Here is a 16,288-nt window from a genome sequence, read left to right as displayed (position 1 = left end):
AGTAATTATCCTAAGCCCTCAGCCACCATTTCTGCGACTATTCGCGCATACTCTGTGGTTCTCGCCATCTGAAGTGTGGCCTCATGCGGGTTTATATGTGTAGTATTTGCACGATGTGTTAGCCCAACCGAACGTATCTCGGTTTTCTGTAGTCCAACATCATTCCACAGTCTCCACAATCTCTGTGCTTGCTGCGGTATAGCATCCGATTCTACGATGGGCAGCCAAAGCCTTGCTCCGGATTCTAGTACGGCTGCCGCTATTTCCCAGCGATGCGGGTCGCTAAGAGGCTGTGCCTGAATCAGATTCTGGCTTGCCTCGTCCGGGTCAAAAAGCAGTTCGGCAGGATTATCTGCCGTTGAAAATACACGGGCTATAGCGCAAGCATCTGCCATAGAGCTGAGGTTCGACGTGCGATCATCAGGATACGTCAAGGGAACCTTGGTGAGGTTCAGCATAGGCGTTATGGTAAGTTCGGCAAAAGTATTGGCGCAGATACGGTAACTTTCGTAGATTTCGCTAACCGGTACCGCTGGGATAGTGCGAAAACCACTCACCGTAGGGATAGTACCCGAAATAATGCGCCCAAGTTCCGGCTCGTCCAGTTGTACCGTAAGACGGGCTTCGGACTGGTTGAGGGCTTGACGGACAAGAGAGATGCTCTCCCCTAGCCCTTCTAGAAAGGCTTCCCGTATATCGCGTGCCGCCCCCGCATCACTGATGGCACGCTCGCCATTAGGCGCATAGACCCGCGCAGCAAGGGTGTATGGTCCGCACAGCTGAATTTTGAAACTGGGTGCAGCATCCTCAGGCGCTGAAGCTCCAGAAGACTCACCGCCTACGACATCGGCGAGTGCGTTAATATCTGAGACATAACAGGATCGCGCACGCGCACTTTCGCGGGTACCGCCGCCTCTAGCGTGAACTAATCGCCATCCATAGGATGCGCCTTCAAATCCCATTCCAGAGAGCGTGGCAATGGTGCGGGCAAGAGTAGTGCCCTGCCATCCACGCTCTGGAAGCTCCGGTAAGAATGGAAGATGCGGATGCCCCAACTCACCGCGCACACGATGCAGGGCATCTATTATCTGTGTGCCGGGGAATTCGCCTAGTCCGCTGGCTCGTACCGCAACAGTATCGCGCTCAGCAAGCTCGGTAGCGAACTCACGTTCGGGTGCACGATAATCACCCGGTAGCAGCAGGCGCTCGGGCACATACTGTTTTCGGGTGTTTTCGTCCGCAAATCTGGTAGAGAACGAGGTCATCAAATCTACGCTAGCATCTAATCCGTCTGACGGTCGAGAGAATCATCGTTTTGAGCCAGCTCGTCCTTATGCGCGTGCGCTATTTTTTCGTGGTGTCGAATAACCTCGGAAATAATGAAGTTCAAAAATTTCTCCGCAAATTCGGGATCGAGACTAGACTCTTTCGCCATAACCCTCAGACGAGCTATCTGGGCTTCTTCTCTTCCTGGATCACCCGCAGGCAGGTTATGCTGTGCTTTAAGAACCCCAACGCGCTGGGTGGCTCGAAAACGCTCCGCAAGAATATGAACCAACGCGGCATCGAAGTTATCAATAGAGCGCCGCATCGCGAAGAGTTCTTCGTAAACCTCGGCGGAAACTTCGTCTCCCATGGAGGTGGCACGCGGATCAAATTCTTGCTGGGTCATTATAAGGTCCTTAGGGGTACGAGCATTACACGGCTGCGTTTTCACGAAGATCATCAAGGTCTTCACGAGCGAGTGAGTAAGCACGGGCTATGGTGGACTGTCCTAAAACTCGTGTGCCCTGGTAAAGCACCATAGTTTGCCCGGGTGCTACACCAAAGAGCCCATCGTGCAGACGCACCACAGTCTCTACACGAAGTTTTCCGGGGGTTTCGGCATCGGTATCTTCTGCCCATTCAAGATGCGCGGTACCGCGCACCGGGTCTGCATGTGCACGCACTTGAGCGGTAACATCAAAGGTCTCGCTGCGCGCGCCGAGTTTTGGTTCCTGAGCAAGAAAATGTTCTGCTTCCGGAACGGGTATTCCAGCCCAGGTGGCCCGAATTCCGCGGATTTCATCGATAGAAAGTAACTCACGAGAACCGACAATAACTTCATTCGTTTTTGGTCGGATTTCTAGAACAAAGCGGGGCTTCCCATCAGGCGCCGGAGTTCCTAAGGCTAGCCCCTTACGCTGCCCAACAGTGAATCCTTGAGCACCAGGGTGTTCCCCCACCACATTGCCGGAGGTATCTTTAATCATGCCGGGACGCATTTGAATGTGCTCGCCTAGCCAGGCACGGGTATCGCCCTCGGGAATAAAGCAAATATCGTAAGAGTCCGGTTTCTTGGCAACCGAAAAACCACGCCGTTCAGCCTCCGCACGAACCTCCGCCTTCGAGGGCGTGGTTGCTAGGGGGAACCAGGCGTGTTTGAGCTGTTCGTGGGTAAGGACGCCCAACACATAGGACTGATCTTTTGCCCAGTCTGCGGCTCGATGCAGTTCTCGGTTACCGTCGTCATTGGTGATAACGCGGGCGTAATGACCGGTGACTACCGCATCAAACCCCAGGGAGACGGCACGTTCCAAAAGCGCGGCAAATTTGATTTTCTCGTTACAGCGCATGCAGGGGTTGGGGGTTCGTCCCGCTTCGTATTCGGCGATAAAGTCGTCGACCACATCTTCCTTGAAACGCTCCGAGAAGTCCCATACGAAGAAGGGTATGCCCAACTGGGCGCATACGCGGCGCGCATCCATAGAATCTTCAAGGGTGCAGCACCCACGAGAACCGGTGCGGAGCGTTCCGGGCATACGAGAAAGCGCCAAATGCACGCCAACCACCTCATGCCCCGCCTCAACGGCACGGGCGGCAGCAACAGCTGAATCGACACCGCCACTCATAGCAGCCAAAATCTTCACAGAGTTTCCTTATAAACGTTGGGGTACGGTTTCGTGGTGAGAATAAATGTGAGGTTCTATTGTACGCTTCTTATTGCATGTGCGCAGGTTCGCGGCAATTATCCGCCGTACCAGCGTTGAGCGTCAGGCAGATGTGAGGAAAGACCCGCTTTTGCCGCCTGTGCATAGGCTTCGGGCAGGGCCGCGAGCAACCGAGCAATGTCTTCGCCGGTGCTGGAATGCCCAAGAGTAAATCGTTGCGCGCTGCGGGCGGTGTCTTCGTCCAGCCCCATGGCGAGAAGCACATGGGATGGTCTTGTTACTCCCGCGTTACAGGCCGAACCGGTTGAGGTTTGAATCCCCTGCATGTCGAGCAGAAAGAGGATGGTGTCTCCTTCTGCGCCTTCAAAAGTAAAGTGAGCATTTGCAGGCAGCCTTTTTTCACCAGGAAAGGCCTCGGTTGTTGGGTCGATGCCGCTCAGGTGAGCTTGTGGAATAACCACCTGTACCGCCGCTATTAGCTCATTGCGAAGTGCTGCAATACGGATGGATTCTTCTTCAAGATGCTCAATCACGTGCGCGGCGGCCTCGGCAAATCCCGCGATCGCAGGGGCATCTATAGTGCCAGAACGCACGGAACGCTCTTGCCCGCCCCCGTGCAAAACCGGGGTGAGCTGCGCTGTTCGTGTGGCGATAAGCGCACCGACGCCCATGGGACCGCCAATTTTATGCCCGGAAATCGCCATCGTATCAGCCCCACTGTTACGGAAATTAACGGGCACCGCGCCGAAAGCCTGCACCGCATCCGTATGCATGGGAATACCGTATTCAGAGGCTATGGCGGCAATATCTTGAATGGGCTGTACAGTGCCAACTTCATTATTTGCCCACATAACGGTAACTAACGCAACATCCGCAGGGTTCTGGGCTATCAGTTCCCGCACGCTTTCGGGATCTACCAGCCCTTGCGAATCCACTGGAATCCAGTCGATAACCGCGCCCTCGGCCTTCTGCAGCCATTCGCAGGTTTCTTCCACCGCATGATGCTCAATACTTGATACCAGGATGCGCCGCCGCGCCGGGTCTGTTTCCCTGCGTTTCCAGTACATCCCCTTAACCGCAAGGTTGTCTGCCTCTGTTCCTCCAGAAGTAAAAATAACCTCGGCGGCATCGCATCCTACAGCTCGGGCGATACGTTCGCGGGCATATTCAACGGTGGCACGGGCATCGCGTCCGGTAGCGTGCAGCGAGGAGGGGTTACCGCCCGCACGCATCTGCTGTACCATTGCGTCTATAGCAGCTGGCAGGACATCGGTAGTCGCTGCGTGATCTAGATAGACCCGGTTCACTATTTCCTCCTCTGGCGTATTGCCCTTATTCTATCGTTGTTCCTCGAACTTTCGGGAGGAATTCGTCATAAATGCGCCGCAGGCTAAACCTGCGAAGAGTCACGTTCGGTGGAAACATGCGCGGTACACTGGGGTACGTGTTCAAGATTCTTTTCTATACCCCCGAAATTCCGGGGAATACGGGTAACGCCATTCGTCTGGCCGCAGTAACCGGGGCTGAACTTCACCTCGTCGAGCCTCTAGGATTCAATTTTGAAGATGCGCATCTGCGCCGTGCCGGGCTGGATTATCACGATCTTGCGGTCGTAACGGTTCATAAGACCCTGCAGGATGCTTGGAAAGCCATGATGCCTGCGCGTGTTTTCGCCTTTACCACCACGGCAACAACCTCGTATGCGGATCTTGAATATCGTGATGGCGATGTGCTTATGTTTGGTCCGGAGTCCGTGGGCTTACCAGCCGATGTACAGCAGGATGAGCATATTACAGAACGCGTAAAAATCCCCATGATTCCTGGGCGCCGCTCTCTTAATCTAGCGAACTCCGCGTCCATCGCAATTTTTGAGGCATGGCGCCAACACGGATTCACAGGAGGAAAGATTTAGTTGTATGTGTGCCAACCGCCAGGTTCCCCTACTTTTTGAGGATATAGCCGCCGACCCGATGAACGCCGAGTACACGTCACGCGGATGGGAGCCCGTATATTCGGCGAGCGCTCGATCACGCATTATTCTGGTGGGTCAGGCACCCGGGCGTATTGCACAAGAGACTCGTATTCCATGGAATGATGTGAGTGGTCGGTTACTTCGTACATGGTTGAGCGTAAGCGATGACGAGTTTTATAACCCAGAGCTGTTTGCCCTGATGCCGATGGATTTTTATTATCCGGGAAAAGGTAAGCACGGTGATTTACCACCGCGTAAGGATTTTGCGCCGCGTTGGCATCCGCGGCTGCGCGCCATGATGCCGCATGCACAATTAACCATTCTGGTAGGTGCCTATGCGCAAAAGTACTATCTCGATGGAGTTTCTGCTCCGCGGCTTCGCAGTAACCTTACGGAAACGGTGGCACACGCAGAGGATTATCTGCCGGGTTTTGTGCCTCTGGTGCACCCTTCTCCGCTCAATATTGGCTGGCGCAAGCGTAATCCCTGGTTTGAGGCCGAGAATATACCCGATCTGCGTGAGCGAGTACGTAAAATCTTGGGTGCATAGCCTAATCTTGTGAAAGCGTCCTGAAAACCTAGTCTAGGTTTCCAGGACGCTGACCTGTTAGAAACTAGGCGTTGCGGCGCCTCTTAATTTCTTCAACAGCCTGCGGGATGACAGTGAAAAGATCCCCGACGACGCCGAAGTCGGCGATCTCGAATATGGGCGCGTCCGCATCCTTGTTGATGGCGACAATGGTCTTTGAAGTATCCATGCCAACCTTCTGCTGAAGAGCCCCCGAAATACCCGCGGAAACGTATAGTTCGGGAGAAACGCTCTTGCCGGTTTGCCCAATCTGAGTAGAGTGATCCAGCCATCCTGCGTCTGTGACGGCGCGGGTCGAGCCGATCGCGGCACCGAGCGCATCCGCCAGATCCTCAATGGGGGCTAAATTTCCGCCGATACCGCGGCCAGCAGCTACAACAATAGCTGCTTCTTCAAGGTTTGGACGAGCAGATGTAGGCTTTTCGGTTATTTCGGTGATGCGCACCGTGTCGTACCCGGGCAGAGTATAGGTGGTGAGTACGCCCTCCCCCACCGCAGTGGGTGCCGCCGCCGTATCTACCGAGTTGGGGCGTAGGGTTACCAACGGCAGACCTTCAACCCGCACGGTGCTGTCGTACTCGCCCGCCAAAACATTCTTACGAATATTGAGCGCATCATCCACGTCATGAGCGCCCGTCACAACGCCTACGGGACGAGAGCCCGCCTCGGAATTCCCGAGGCGCACGGCCACGCGCCCCAGAAGCTCAATCGAGTCAATATCATGCGGGGCAAGAACCACATCAGGACCAAACTCAGTAATAGCCTGTACGGCGAGTTCCACGCGGGCAGCAGGCAAAGTATCTGTCATGGATTGCGCTGGGGCAAAGACACGTGCCGCGCCCTGTTTAGCGTAAAACTGCGCAATATCAGCGGAGCCTTGGGCGAACGTCATTACTCCCAGTTGAGTTCCGCCCTGTCCAACACCAGCTCGCAGTCGTGCCAACGCTAAAAGTTCTCGGTCCACACTACTAGGTTCGGTCGCAAAATTCGTTGTGCCGCCTATAACCAGCACACGGTATGCAGTCGTCATCGTTATCTCCTGTACTGGTTAAATAAGGTTTCGGGATGCCAAGAATTCGACCAGCTGTATGCCGCCGTCGCCTTCATCCACGATGGTTTCACCTGCGGTGCGTTCTTCCCGCGCCTGCGCTTCGGTCACGGTAACGGTCGATGCGCTGCCGCCGAACTTAGCAAGCTCATCCGCAATATCCGCTGCGTTCACGGTCGTAATAGGCTTCTTTTTTGCTGCCATCAGCGCCTTAAAGTTGGGGTATCGCGGAGTGTTCACTTGATCGGTCACAGAAATCAAAGCGGGCAATTCAGTTTCACAATGCTGCGAGCGAGTATCCAGATCCCGGCGTGCCCTAACAGTTCGGCCCGCAACGGTCAGCGATGCCACCTGAGAGATTCCGATGCGCCCCAAAAGTTCGCTCACCTGAACGGGCACCAACGAAGTCTCACCTTCGGTTGATGCCATACCCGTCAGAATCAGGTCGAAGGTGCCGTGTTCCTGCTCATAGGTGGAGAGTGCAGCGGCTATGATGCGTGAGGTCGCCAGAGCATCAGCCCCTGCGAAAGCATCGTCGAGAATATGCACGCCTGCGTGTGCACCCAGCTGCAGCGCACGGCGCAGCCCCTTAGAGGCATCCGCTGCGCCTAACGTAAAAGCGATAACTGCAGAATTCGCTGCATCGGTATCTTCCGCTTCGACAATCTGCATGGCGGCTTCCACAGCATATTCGTCAAGCTCACTCATCACTGATTCGCTGCGGTCTACCCGCAAAGTATCGTCAAGTTTTTGTTCAAATTGGGTGTCTGGCACGTACTTGGTAAGTACGGCGATGCGATATGCGTTTTCGCTCACGCTCATCCTCCTGCGCCTCATGTGTGTGCGGCGCGTCTGTGGGGTTTAGTTAGGTTTGGCTATATTCTACCTTGCCGTGAAATCTTCAGTCAGGAAAACCCGGATATGAGAGCGGTATATTCCTGAACACAGCAGACAAAGGAGAGGCGGCGTTTCTTCATGTGAAACGCCGCCTCGGGCGGTTTTATAACTCTGTTAATGCTGATTATCTGCGTCGCCGAGCGTCACCTTGATGTTCTTTGTTTCTGACCCCCGTTTAATCTTCATATCCACCGTGGCACCTGCTGCCTGTGCACGCACCACGCCATTGAGGGTCTTACTCTGTTCGATGCGGTGGCCATCCGCCTCGACGATAACATCTCCCTTCTGCAGACCAGCCTTTTCTGCGGGGCTTCCACTGGAGATATTGGTGACCCGCACACCATCAGGGAAGAACCGAGATTCTCCCTCGTTGGTCTGCCCGGGGGCGCTTTCAATATTTGCACCTAGGTACCCATGGGTTGCTTTGCCTTTGCTAATAATTTCGTCAGAAATGCGCTTAGCGTAGTTCGAGGGAACGGCGTACGCAATGCCCTCATTACCGCCGCCTTCAGACTCGATCTGAGAGTTGATGCCCACGAGCGCTCCGCTAGAGTTCACCAAAGGACCGCCCGAGTTACCGTGGTTTACTGGCGCATCCGTCTGAATCATGGGAATGTATACGCCGTCTTTTTCTGCTTCTGCAGCACGGTCGGTATTCGAGATAACACCCGCAGTCACGGTATCCTGCAGGTTATGTGGCGAACCAAGCGCCACCACGGTTTCGCCAGGAACGACCTTCGAGGAGTCGCCAAAGGTAATGGGTTTAAGGTCTAGCCCACTGGGGTCAATCTTAATGACCGCAAGATCCGAGGTTACATCGGTACCCACGATCTTTGCCACGCGAATACTTCCGTCATGCAAACGCACTTCGACTCTAGAGGACTGCTGGGTGCCGTTTGTAGAGACTACGTGATTATTGGTGAGAATATGTCCCTGGTTATCGAGAACTTCACCTGTACCAACACCGTTGCCGTCGGTCAGCTTTGATCCTACGGTGACGGTCGAAGGAAGCACTTTCTTAGCTGTATCGGTTACGACTGTGGGATTTGTTGCGCTGCCTCCAGCATTTCTGCCGGTGACGGATGAACTATTGCTGCTTGTAGATGCGGCAATACCGCCTCCAACACCAGCACCTACGCCGCCGCCCACAAGGGCTGCAAGCAAAGCAGCGGTAAGTACGACACCGGCTCCATATTTCTTCTTGGGTTCTTGCTGAGGGCTCTGCCCCTGCCCGGAGTACTGGTTCTGATATCCGTTCTGGGGGTTCTGGGAGCTTTGTTTATACCCGGAAGTTTGGTAATTTTGCTGGTAGCCCTGCTGTTGATAACCCGTATTCTGGTAGTCCTGTTGAGCATAGGATCCGGGTGCAGACTGCTGCATCGGACGGGTTGCATCGTTATAACCGTTAGCGCCAGAATCTTGGTTCCAGCCACCAGGGTATTGGGTCATTGTGGTCTCTCCTTGAGGGGCTCTCAATAAATCTTAGGTGATATCTGAATAACCATATTGGCGACAGCGCCAACAGGCACGCGTCTTTTTCTACTGTAAACGCAGTTCTTGTTTTATACCTCCGTTTTCTCTGAGGTTGCACCCGGAATTTCCTGGGAGTTTGCTGAGAACCATCTAATTCCGAGGTAACTCCACAAAAATATTTCAAGAGGTACAGCCTTCCAGAGTCAATTTCACAGCTTACGCTTAAAGACGGGCTCTAAGGTTTAACGAAATCGCTTCAAGAAAGGAACAGACATGCTGACAGCACTCATTATTAGTACCGTGCTGGCCGTTATTCTTGGCTTTGGTACCGGCCTGGTAGCCTGCTGTGCAGGTATAGTGCATCGTCGTTTGGCGCGTGCTCAGTCTTGTTCTTCTGCGCTTGAGCAGCAGCTTAGCTCGGCGACCAGCTTATAAAAATCACGAAGATCTTAGTATTACACGCACCAACGACGAAAGCTCGTAATACAAGCTAAGAGGTGCCGTCTACTAAGTAGGGTAACGGTCACCTTTTCTTAAGCTTCGTAGAGTCTCTAACAACTCGTGGTGCAGCTGAGTCATATCGCAAGGTGATATTTCATCAGAAAAATTCCCTTAAGCCGCTCTAAAACAGGGTATGTTTATTGGTATGACTATTCATCGCCGAAACACTGTCTCCCAAAATTTTTATGGTGCCACACCTAGACCCCATTCGTCTCAAAGATCTCTGACCCGTATTATGGTCACCCTCATGCTGTCTTTCATCTGCGCGTTGACCGGTATCGGCGCTAGTTTCATTGCTTACCCGACGGCGGCCCACGCTCAAGCACCTTTCGAGGTCACGCTAAATCCGCAAACCCCTATTATTGACCGGGACGGAAATCTTAATGCCTTATCGGATGGACTTGAAGACGAGCTCACCGAAGGTTTGAGTACCAGTAATACCCTTCACTCGATAGAAGCCTATATGGTGTTGGTCTCCGGGACCAATGGCAAACCGCTCAAGGAGTGGGGTCAAGAATTCCTGAGTCTCAACCATGCTCGCCCACGTACAGTAATTTTGCTTATCGATACGTCTAAGAACCAAGGCACTATTATCAGCAATGACCAGAGTTTTATGAGCGATGCATGGGCACACGCCCTGTACGTTAAAGACAATTCGGGCTCCCAAAACAGCAGTATCAAGCGTGTTATCGCGGATCATGGTCTTTACGGTACCGCCGGACGCATGTTCACTGATATCTTTATCGGGGATCATGACTACTCCGCGAGCAATGACGGAAATATCCCTCAGGGACTAAGCGATATTTCCGAAACCGATGGCTGGTTCGAAAATTTTCTTGTTGCCGCAGGCGTGTTGGTTTTTATCCTGTTTATTCTGCTTGGAATTCCTGTCCTCATCATCCGCATCGTACGTAAAAACCGTCGAAAAACGGCAGAATTACAAAAATGGCAGAACGACCTGCCGCTCTGCGATCCTTCGCAGGTACAAGTTCCCCAGCAGTATCAAATGCCGAATCGTCCCGGGCACCATATGGTGACGGATACGGAATATATGAAGAACCGCGGCTACGATCTGAATTAGCCAATATTATTCATCCAATGAGTACCGCATCGTGAACAAAAGCGGTACTCCTGGAGTAAATAGTCGACGATCGTACCCTGAGAATTAGTCCGGAATTTCTTCAGATATGTACGCTCTGTGATGACTACAGCTCATGAGGGGTTGGTGACCGGTAAGATGGAAGTACGTGTGGGTTTATTCCTCCCACGCCGTGGATAATCACCGCGCGGCATATGCGAAAGAATGGGAGTCTTCCTTTGAGTAATATCACGAATGCTGACCGTCCGTTTGGTTCTCGGCGCATCCGACGTGTCCTCAGCGTAGGTGCTTTAGCTTTCGGTACTACAGTGCTATCCGTCGCGCTACCGGTGGCGGGCTCTTCGTTCTTGACGCCCGGTATCAGTACCGCGCAAGCCCAAACTCCCATGACTATCACAGGTAGAGTACAAGACACGACCAATGTCTTGGGCGATACCTCAGAACTTAACTCTAAAATCAGCGAACTCTCTAAAAACCACAATATTGATCTGCATGTGCTGACTATTGATAAGTTTGAGAGCCCCGAAGAGGCTAAGGCATGGACTGAAGAGACAACGAAAAAGAACAGCTACGGTAATGCGGACGCCATTCTTGTCATAGCGACAGAAAGCCGCCGTGCTTACTTCGCTGCTGGAAGTAATAAGGCGCTCAGTTCTGAGCAGCAGTCTGAGGTGTACCAAAAGTACATCAAGCCAAAGCTGCAAAGCGGAGATTACAAAGGTGCAGCTCTTGAGGCGGTCAACGGTATTAACGCCCAAAAAGGGGGCATTAGCCCCGCTGTCGCTATAGGCGGCGGCGCCATAGGCGTAGCGGGTGTAGCGGGCGCTGGGTACTACATTATGAAACGCCGTCGCTCCAAAAACGAGCCGGGAAGTACGCCTGCATACTCAACATCTAAAGTACCTGAAGTTTCGTTGGAGGAGCTGCGCACCCGTGCCGGTGCAGCACTTGTTCAGGCAGATAACTCTATGGTGCAGTCGAAGCAGGAACTTGAATTTGCCCGCGCCCAATACGGTAATGAACACGTCAAGCCTTTTGAAGAGGAACTAACGCGCGCCCAAGAGCTCATGCAGGCATCATTCCACCGCCAGAAACTTCTCAACGATGATGTTCCGGATACTGTTGCGGAACAGCGCGCTTGGTTGAGTGAAATTATCGATAATTCTCAGAAGATTTCGGATATTTCCCGTGATCAAGCACAGAAGCTCTCTGAAATGCGCAATCTGGAACACGAAGCTCCACAGGCTATTGCTAAGCTCCAGGGGCATATACCGGAACTTCAGCAGACGGTCGAAACCGCGCAGCATACATATGCGCGGCTCAAAGATCAGTACTTGCCGAGCGCGTTAGAACCGATCAGTAAATCTGCAGCTCTGTTGGATTCACACCAAAGCCTGGTAACTCAGGAACTTCAGGAGGCATCTCGTCTAGTGGATGTTTCCCGGTCCGAAGCTGTTGTACATCTGCGCAACGCCGAAGAGTCTGCGGCTCAGATTACCTCGCTGGCAGAAGCAGTCAGCAATCACGCCTCAGCTTTGGAATCTGCGCAGTCCAGCCTCAGTACCGACATTCTGAGTATTCAACGTGACGTAGCTGAGGCTAAGAGCCTCGCGGAGTCTCAGAACCGTGCCGAACTCGCCGCGACGGCAGCCGGTATGGAGGCTATTCTTGGGCAGGTTTCACAACAGGCACAAGAACGCCCGAATGATCCTATTGCCCTCACGGAACAACTGCATCAGCTCACAAGCGAGCTGAATCGTTCCATGTCATCGCTTCGCGCCGACCGTGAGCGTGAGCAGGCGGCTAAAGAAAGTCTGTCTCGTACCTTACGTTCTGCAGAGGCTCAGGTGCGCAGCGCATCGGACTTCATTAACAACCGTCGGCGCGGTGTCGGTTCACAAGCTCGTACCTATCTGTCTGAGGCGCAAACCGCCCTGAACGATGCACACCGTTTGCGGGAGTCCGATCCGGTAAATTCGCTCAACAGGGCATATGAAGCTATTTCTTTGGCGAGCGATGCGCAGAACTCCGCAAATCAGGATGTCAACAATTACTGGGACGATAACCGTTATGGTCAAAGCTACGGCGGCGATTCCCTAGCGCAAGGCATGCTCTTAGGTGCTATTTTTAGCGCGATGGGCTCACACTCTGCTTCAGCTTCCACCGGTCATCACTGGGGCGGCGGTGACTCCGGTGGAGGCTGGGACTTCGGAGGCGGTGGCGGCGATTTCGGCGGTGGAGACGGCGGCAGCTTCTAACGTTCAAGAGTATAAGCACCAGAAACGTGTTAGGGCTCTCGTTAATCTCATGTTCTTGTACTCGTCATCTTATAGGCGATATTTTCCCAGTAATTTTTCAGGCTGACCCACGATAATAAGAAAAGTTGCGGCGCTGTACGTGCGAATAAGCTCCTTCCCGGTGCCGCTTGAAAGAAAAGGAAATAACATGGTAAAACAGTCCATTTTCGGTCGTATCGCACAGCTAGCAAAGGCTAATATTAACGCCCTCATTGATGCGGCAGAAGACCCGCAGAAAATGTTAGATCAGATGGTTCGTGACTATACAAATAACATTGTAGAAGCAGAAGCAGCTGTGGCTCAGACTATTGGTAACCTGCGTCTTCTGGAGCAGGATCATGCCGAAGACCTGCGCGACGCCGATGAGTGGGGTTCTAAGGCTCTGGCTGCCTCCAATAAAGCCGATGAGTTCCGTGCTGCAGGCGACACCGCTAACGCAGATAAGTTCGATAATCTCGCAAAGATTGCTCTGGGCAAGCAGATGCAGGCTGAACGTGAGGCAAAGGCCGCAGAACCGCAGATCGCATCGCAGACCCAGGTGGTGGAGCAGCTCAAAGACGGTCTCACCAAGATGCGTGCAAAGCTGGATGAGCTTAAGTCCAAACGCGATGAGCTTAACGCCCGCCAGAAGACCGCTGCCGCTCAGTCTCAGGTAAATGATGCGCTCAAGGCATTCGATGTTATGGATCCCACGAGCGAGGTCTCGCGCTTTGAAGAGAAGGTTCGCCGCGAAGAGGCTCGCGTGCAGGGTCAGCAGGAACTTGCAGCTTCTTCTCTGGACGCTCAGTTCAATGACCTTGAAGAGCTTGGTCGTCAGTCTGAACTTGATGCGCGTCTTGCGGCTCTCAAGAACAAGAACGCATAGTCTTAGCCTGATCGCCTGTTAGATTACGCAGATGCTCCCCAACTTTAGGTTGGGGAGCATCTGCGTTTTACGTTCTATGCTGAAAACCTGTTTTTAGAGTTTAGAGGCACGGTACAGGAACGCCGCCATAGCCTCACGTGAGGTAGCTTCGCCAGGTCGGAAAGTGCCGTCAGGCCAACCAGTAGTAATACCCTGATCTGCCATCCATGAGATTTCCTTATAGAACATAGTAGAGGGGTTTACATCAGCAAACTGCTGTGCACCCGGTGCATATGCGGGAGAACCGTTGAAACGGTAGAAAAACGCTGCCAGTGCCTCACGGCTGATAGTATCATGTGGGCGGAAGGTACCATCGGACCATCCGGTCGTAATTCCCTGCTGTTTAAGCCACACGATTTCCTTATATGCCGGGTGGTTCGGCGTAACATCTGGGAACGGAGAAGTCGCGGGAAGCTCCACGGCAGGGCTACCCGCAAGACGGTAGAGATATGTTGCCACCTGGGCGCGATTTACAGCGCTGTACGGACGGAAAGTGCGATCGGCAAAACCGGTCATAATTCGGCGATCCGAGTTCCAACTAATCTCTGTGTAGAACGGATTCGTGGTCGGAAGGTCGCTGTACCCCGCACCAAAACGGTGACCGCCTGCATCTAGGGATTGCGCCATGATCAGCGGCAGGTCATAATCTTGGTGGCTAAAACCTGGGATCAGTTTCATCTGGGTATTGGTAAAGCCGCTGTTGCGGTACGCAGCGTAGCCCTGTTCAACAGCCCCTCGGGCACTCCACGTTGGAGGGTTCGTTGTACCAGAAGTATCGGCGGCGCCGACCCACCAGTACATAGGCTGGTTCTTAATGTTCTGCGGTGCCTCGGTCTGCATGCGCTCATAACCGCCGCCCGCAACGAGGATAGAACCGCCGCCAGAGCGCCATGTGCCCTGACGATCCGCATTTAGTTCATAGGTGATAAACTCGGCGCCTCCAGAATAACCCATCGTCCACACCTGTGAGGGGTCGATGCCGTTACTCGAAATAAATTGCTGCGCAAAGGAGCGGAAATAGTCGCCGTTGGCGTCAAGGTTTTCCCACCAGGTAATGCCGTTACCGGATGCATTTTTATCTGGAGACACGACGGGTACAAAAACCATGTTGCGGGCATTTGCGATACGGCCCATAGCGGGGAGCATGCCCTGCTCGGGGCTGTGAATCTTAGACTGGTCGTTACGCCAATAGTCGCCATCAATGTAGAAGACTACGCCCACGGGTTTTGACCAGTCAATACCGTTTGCATACACGTGGTACTGAGAGTTAAGGCCGTTCGGGGCGGTGTAGCTGCGGTATGTCCCGGATGCGACGGTTGCATGGGCGGGTGCAGTAAGAGTAGCACCCATAATAGCGGGTACGGTGAGTGCGGCCAGGGTTCCGGCACGCATCTTTCTGATGCGGGTCATAGATAGTCCTCGGTTCTCGATTTTCTTGTCGCTATGTGCTGAATAATGTGCGCTGAATTCAGCCGCTATGTTTGTGTTGTGAGTGATAGACTCCGGCAGGGCTAATTCTGCCTACGGAGCAGTAATAATCTGCTAGGACTTGAGATTCGTCCCTTCAGATTTGGGAGCTTTACGAAGTTTGCAATAGCGGGGTAAAGCATTCAATAGAGTTAAATTACCAGTTAAATAATATTAAATAAAAACATAGGTTAAATTTTCGACGTGGTACGTCGATCAAGATGTTCTTAAGAATTGACGTTTGGCAAGAATATACATGAGAGACAATGTGCACCCGCTGCCACAGCAGAATCGCACTATATCGCGGTTTGTAGATTTTTCTAACCCTTAATAGATTTTTAAAGTAAAGATGTCCTGCTTCTATTCTTATACCATTGCGATAATAGTCACATGGCTATAGAGAATTTACTTCTGGGACACTCTGAAGGGTTCGCCCAGGAGTTCACGGAAAGACATTTATTCTGTTCGTGAACTCCTAGGTTTTACATGTTGGGCCAGGTCGGGTGCAACCGACCCTCACTATCCCCCACCCCCACATCATCCAAATGCCACCGCTGACCCGTATACACATCCACCTTACGCAACTGCGGATTCGGATTCTCAACATCAGGCTCCTCCGCATGACCCGGACACCCCCGCGCACCAGGATCCTCAATACAGGTCTTGCCCACCGAGTGCACCTCAGACTCCCACACCCGCACCAGCACCGGCTCGCTAATACGGGTGATCTCGGTTCCGAAAAACTGCCACGATCCACCATCAATACTGTACTGACCCGCATACGTCACCGTGACATAGGCATGAAAATTCCCCACCTGCGGATACGCATAACTCGTCGACGTCTCATGCAAGGATTGATTAGAATGCTGTGAAGACACCGGGTTACCAGCACTATGTGTTTTTAGGTCGTGTCCGTCTCCATACTCATACCGATACGCCACCGGTACCGCCCGAATCCTGGTGCGTCCAATCGGTAAATCCCCTTCAAATAAGTTGGAACTGCCTTCTAGAGTGGTGTAGAAGTTCGTTTCCTCACCCTTACTCGTATGTGGTGGATGCGCACTATCCAAAGTCAGGTGCGGATGTGCCGGGATCAGCTCCAGCAAATGGG

14 protein-coding genes and 1 pseudogene are annotated in these 16,288 nt (G+C 53.0%); 6 read left to right on the top strand and 9 right to left on the bottom strand.

Features of this window, described 5'->3' with window-relative positions:
* Positions 1-5 precede the first annotated feature (5 nt).
* The 4 genes from HMPREF2981_RS07225 to HMPREF2981_RS07210 all read right to left on the bottom strand — a co-directional run bounded on the left by HMPREF2981_RS07225 (position 6) and on the right by HMPREF2981_RS07210 (position 4,237).
* Positions 6-1,265: a uroporphyrinogen decarboxylase/cobalamine-independent methonine synthase family protein gene (locus HMPREF2981_RS07225; RefSeq protein WP_070661961.1), complete on the bottom strand. Its 1,260-nt coding sequence runs from the start codon at positions 1,263-1,265 to the stop codon at positions 6-8.
* Between the two features lie 17 nt (positions 1,266-1,282).
* Positions 1,283-1,672, bottom strand: coding sequence for a chorismate mutase (locus HMPREF2981_RS07220; protein ID WP_048779110.1), 390 nt, complete (start codon positions 1,670-1,672; stop codon positions 1,283-1,285).
* A 25-nt stretch (positions 1,673-1,697) separates the two neighbouring features.
* On the bottom strand, positions 1,698-2,909 hold the full coding sequence (mnmA, locus tag HMPREF2981_RS07215) for a tRNA 2-thiouridine(34) synthase MnmA (RefSeq protein WP_070661958.1): 1,212 nt from the start codon (positions 2,907-2,909) through the stop codon (positions 1,698-1,700).
* 98 nt (positions 2,910-3,007) lie between these two features.
* On the bottom strand, positions 3,008-4,237 hold the full coding sequence (locus tag HMPREF2981_RS07210) for a cysteine desulfurase family protein (RefSeq protein ID WP_070661956.1): 1,230 nt from the start codon (positions 4,235-4,237) through the stop codon (positions 3,008-3,010).
* 137 nt (positions 4,238-4,374) lie between these two features.
* On the opposite strand from HMPREF2981_RS07210, the gene HMPREF2981_RS07205 reads away from it, so the two are divergent.
* On the top strand, positions 4,375-4,842 hold the full coding sequence (locus HMPREF2981_RS07205; protein WP_070662824.1) for a tRNA (cytidine(34)-2'-O)-methyltransferase: 468 nt from the start codon (positions 4,375-4,377) through the stop codon (positions 4,840-4,842).
* A gap of 4 nt (positions 4,843-4,846) precedes the next feature.
* Positions 4,847-5,452 (top strand): uracil-DNA glycosylase family protein, encoded by a 606-nt coding sequence (locus HMPREF2981_RS07200; protein ID WP_013397430.1) that lies wholly within the window; start codon positions 4,847-4,849, stop codon positions 5,450-5,452.
* 64 nt (positions 5,453-5,516) lie between these two features.
* On the opposite strand, the gene HMPREF2981_RS07195 is transcribed toward HMPREF2981_RS07200, so the two are convergent.
* From HMPREF2981_RS07195 to HMPREF2981_RS07185, 3 genes are all read right to left on the bottom strand, one after another.
* The gene (locus HMPREF2981_RS07195; RefSeq protein WP_070661954.1) at positions 5,517-6,521 is read right to left on the bottom strand and encodes an electron transfer flavoprotein subunit alpha/FixB family protein; all 1,005 of its coding nucleotides are present in this window, start codon (positions 6,519-6,521) and stop codon (positions 5,517-5,519) included.
* A gap of 18 nt (positions 6,522-6,539) precedes the next feature.
* Entirely contained in the window at positions 6,540-7,361 is an 822-nt protein-coding gene (locus tag HMPREF2981_RS07190) for an electron transfer flavoprotein subunit beta/FixA family protein (RefSeq protein ID WP_070661951.1), read from the bottom strand.
* A gap of 189 nt (positions 7,362-7,550) precedes the next feature.
* Positions 7,551-8,885: a S1C family serine protease gene (locus tag HMPREF2981_RS07185; protein ID WP_048779118.1), complete on the bottom strand. Its 1,335-nt coding sequence runs from the start codon at positions 8,883-8,885 to the stop codon at positions 7,551-7,553.
* 297 nt (positions 8,886-9,182) lie between these two features.
* Between HMPREF2981_RS07185 and HMPREF2981_RS10900 the strand changes: the two genes are divergently transcribed.
* From HMPREF2981_RS10900 to HMPREF2981_RS07170, 4 genes are all read left to right on the top strand, one after another.
* On the top strand, positions 9,183-9,344 hold the full coding sequence (locus tag HMPREF2981_RS10900; RefSeq protein ID WP_168165927.1) for a hypothetical protein: 162 nt from the start codon (positions 9,183-9,185) through the stop codon (positions 9,342-9,344).
* Between the two features lie 301 nt (positions 9,345-9,645).
* Positions 9,646-10,491 (top strand): hypothetical protein, encoded by an 846-nt coding sequence (locus HMPREF2981_RS07180; RefSeq protein ID WP_070662822.1) that lies wholly within the window; start codon positions 9,646-9,648, stop codon positions 10,489-10,491.
* A gap of 236 nt (positions 10,492-10,727) precedes the next feature.
* Positions 10,728-12,767 carry a TPM domain-containing protein gene (locus tag HMPREF2981_RS07175; RefSeq protein WP_070661947.1) on the top strand — a complete coding sequence of 680 codons (2,040 nt, stop codon included), beginning with the start codon at positions 10,728-10,730 and terminating at the stop codon, positions 12,765-12,767.
* A gap of 187 nt (positions 12,768-12,954) precedes the next feature.
* Positions 12,955-13,671: a PspA/IM30 family protein gene (locus tag HMPREF2981_RS07170; protein WP_013397437.1), complete on the top strand. Its 717-nt coding sequence runs from the start codon at positions 12,955-12,957 to the stop codon at positions 13,669-13,671.
* A 93-nt stretch (positions 13,672-13,764) separates the two neighbouring features.
* On the opposite strand, the gene HMPREF2981_RS07165 is transcribed toward HMPREF2981_RS07170, so the two are convergent.
* Together HMPREF2981_RS07165 and HMPREF2981_RS10680 are read right to left on the bottom strand one after the other, a co-directional pair.
* Positions 13,765-15,120, bottom strand: a complete 1,356-nt coding sequence (locus tag HMPREF2981_RS07165) for an S-layer homology domain-containing protein (protein ID WP_070661944.1) — start codon at positions 15,118-15,120, stop codon at positions 13,765-13,767.
* A 539-nt stretch (positions 15,121-15,659) separates the two neighbouring features.
* Positions 15,660-16,288: pseudogene (locus tag HMPREF2981_RS10680) on the bottom strand (hypothetical protein); the annotation flags it as partial.

The organism is Rothia sp. HMSC069C01 (assembly GCF_001814655.1).
Lineage (GTDB): Bacteria > Actinomycetota > Actinomycetes > Actinomycetales > Micrococcaceae > Rothia > Rothia dentocariosa.
The sequence above is the reverse complement of the archived record's forward strand: the minus strand, read 5'-3'. Positions and strand labels throughout refer to the sequence as shown.

Bases quoted from the DNA above. Each gene is read 5' to 3' on its own strand.
- HMPREF2981_RS07225 (WP_070661961.1), bottom strand. From the start codon at position 1,265: ATGACCTCGTTCTCTACCAGATTTGCGGACGAAAACACCCGAAAACAG.
- HMPREF2981_RS07220 (WP_048779110.1), bottom strand. From the start codon at position 1,672: ATGACCCAGCAAGAATTTGATCCGCGTGCCACCTCCATGGGAGACGAA.
- HMPREF2981_RS07200 (WP_013397430.1), top strand. From the start codon at position 4,847: ATGTGTGCCAACCGCCAGGTTCCCCTACTTTTTGAGGATATAGCCGCC.
- HMPREF2981_RS07195 (WP_070661954.1), bottom strand. From the start codon at position 6,521: ATGACGACTGCATACCGTGTGCTGGTTATAGGCGGCACAACGAATTTT.
- HMPREF2981_RS07190 (WP_070661951.1), bottom strand. From the start codon at position 7,361: ATGAGCGTGAGCGAAAACGCATATCGCATCGCCGTACTTACCAAGTAC.
- HMPREF2981_RS07185 (WP_048779118.1), bottom strand. From the start codon at position 8,885: ATGACCCAATACCCTGGTGGCTGGAACCAAGATTCTGGCGCTAACGGT.
- HMPREF2981_RS10900 (WP_168165927.1), top strand. From the start codon at position 9,183: ATGCTGACAGCACTCATTATTAGTACCGTGCTGGCCGTTATTCTTGGC.
- HMPREF2981_RS07180 (WP_070662822.1), top strand. From the start codon at position 9,646: ATGGTCACCCTCATGCTGTCTTTCATCTGCGCGTTGACCGGTATCGGC.
- HMPREF2981_RS07170 (WP_013397437.1), top strand. From the start codon at position 12,955: ATGGTAAAACAGTCCATTTTCGGTCGTATCGCACAGCTAGCAAAGGCT.
- HMPREF2981_RS07165 (WP_070661944.1), bottom strand. From the start codon at position 15,120: ATGACCCGCATCAGAAAGATGCGTGCCGGAACCCTGGCCGCACTCACC.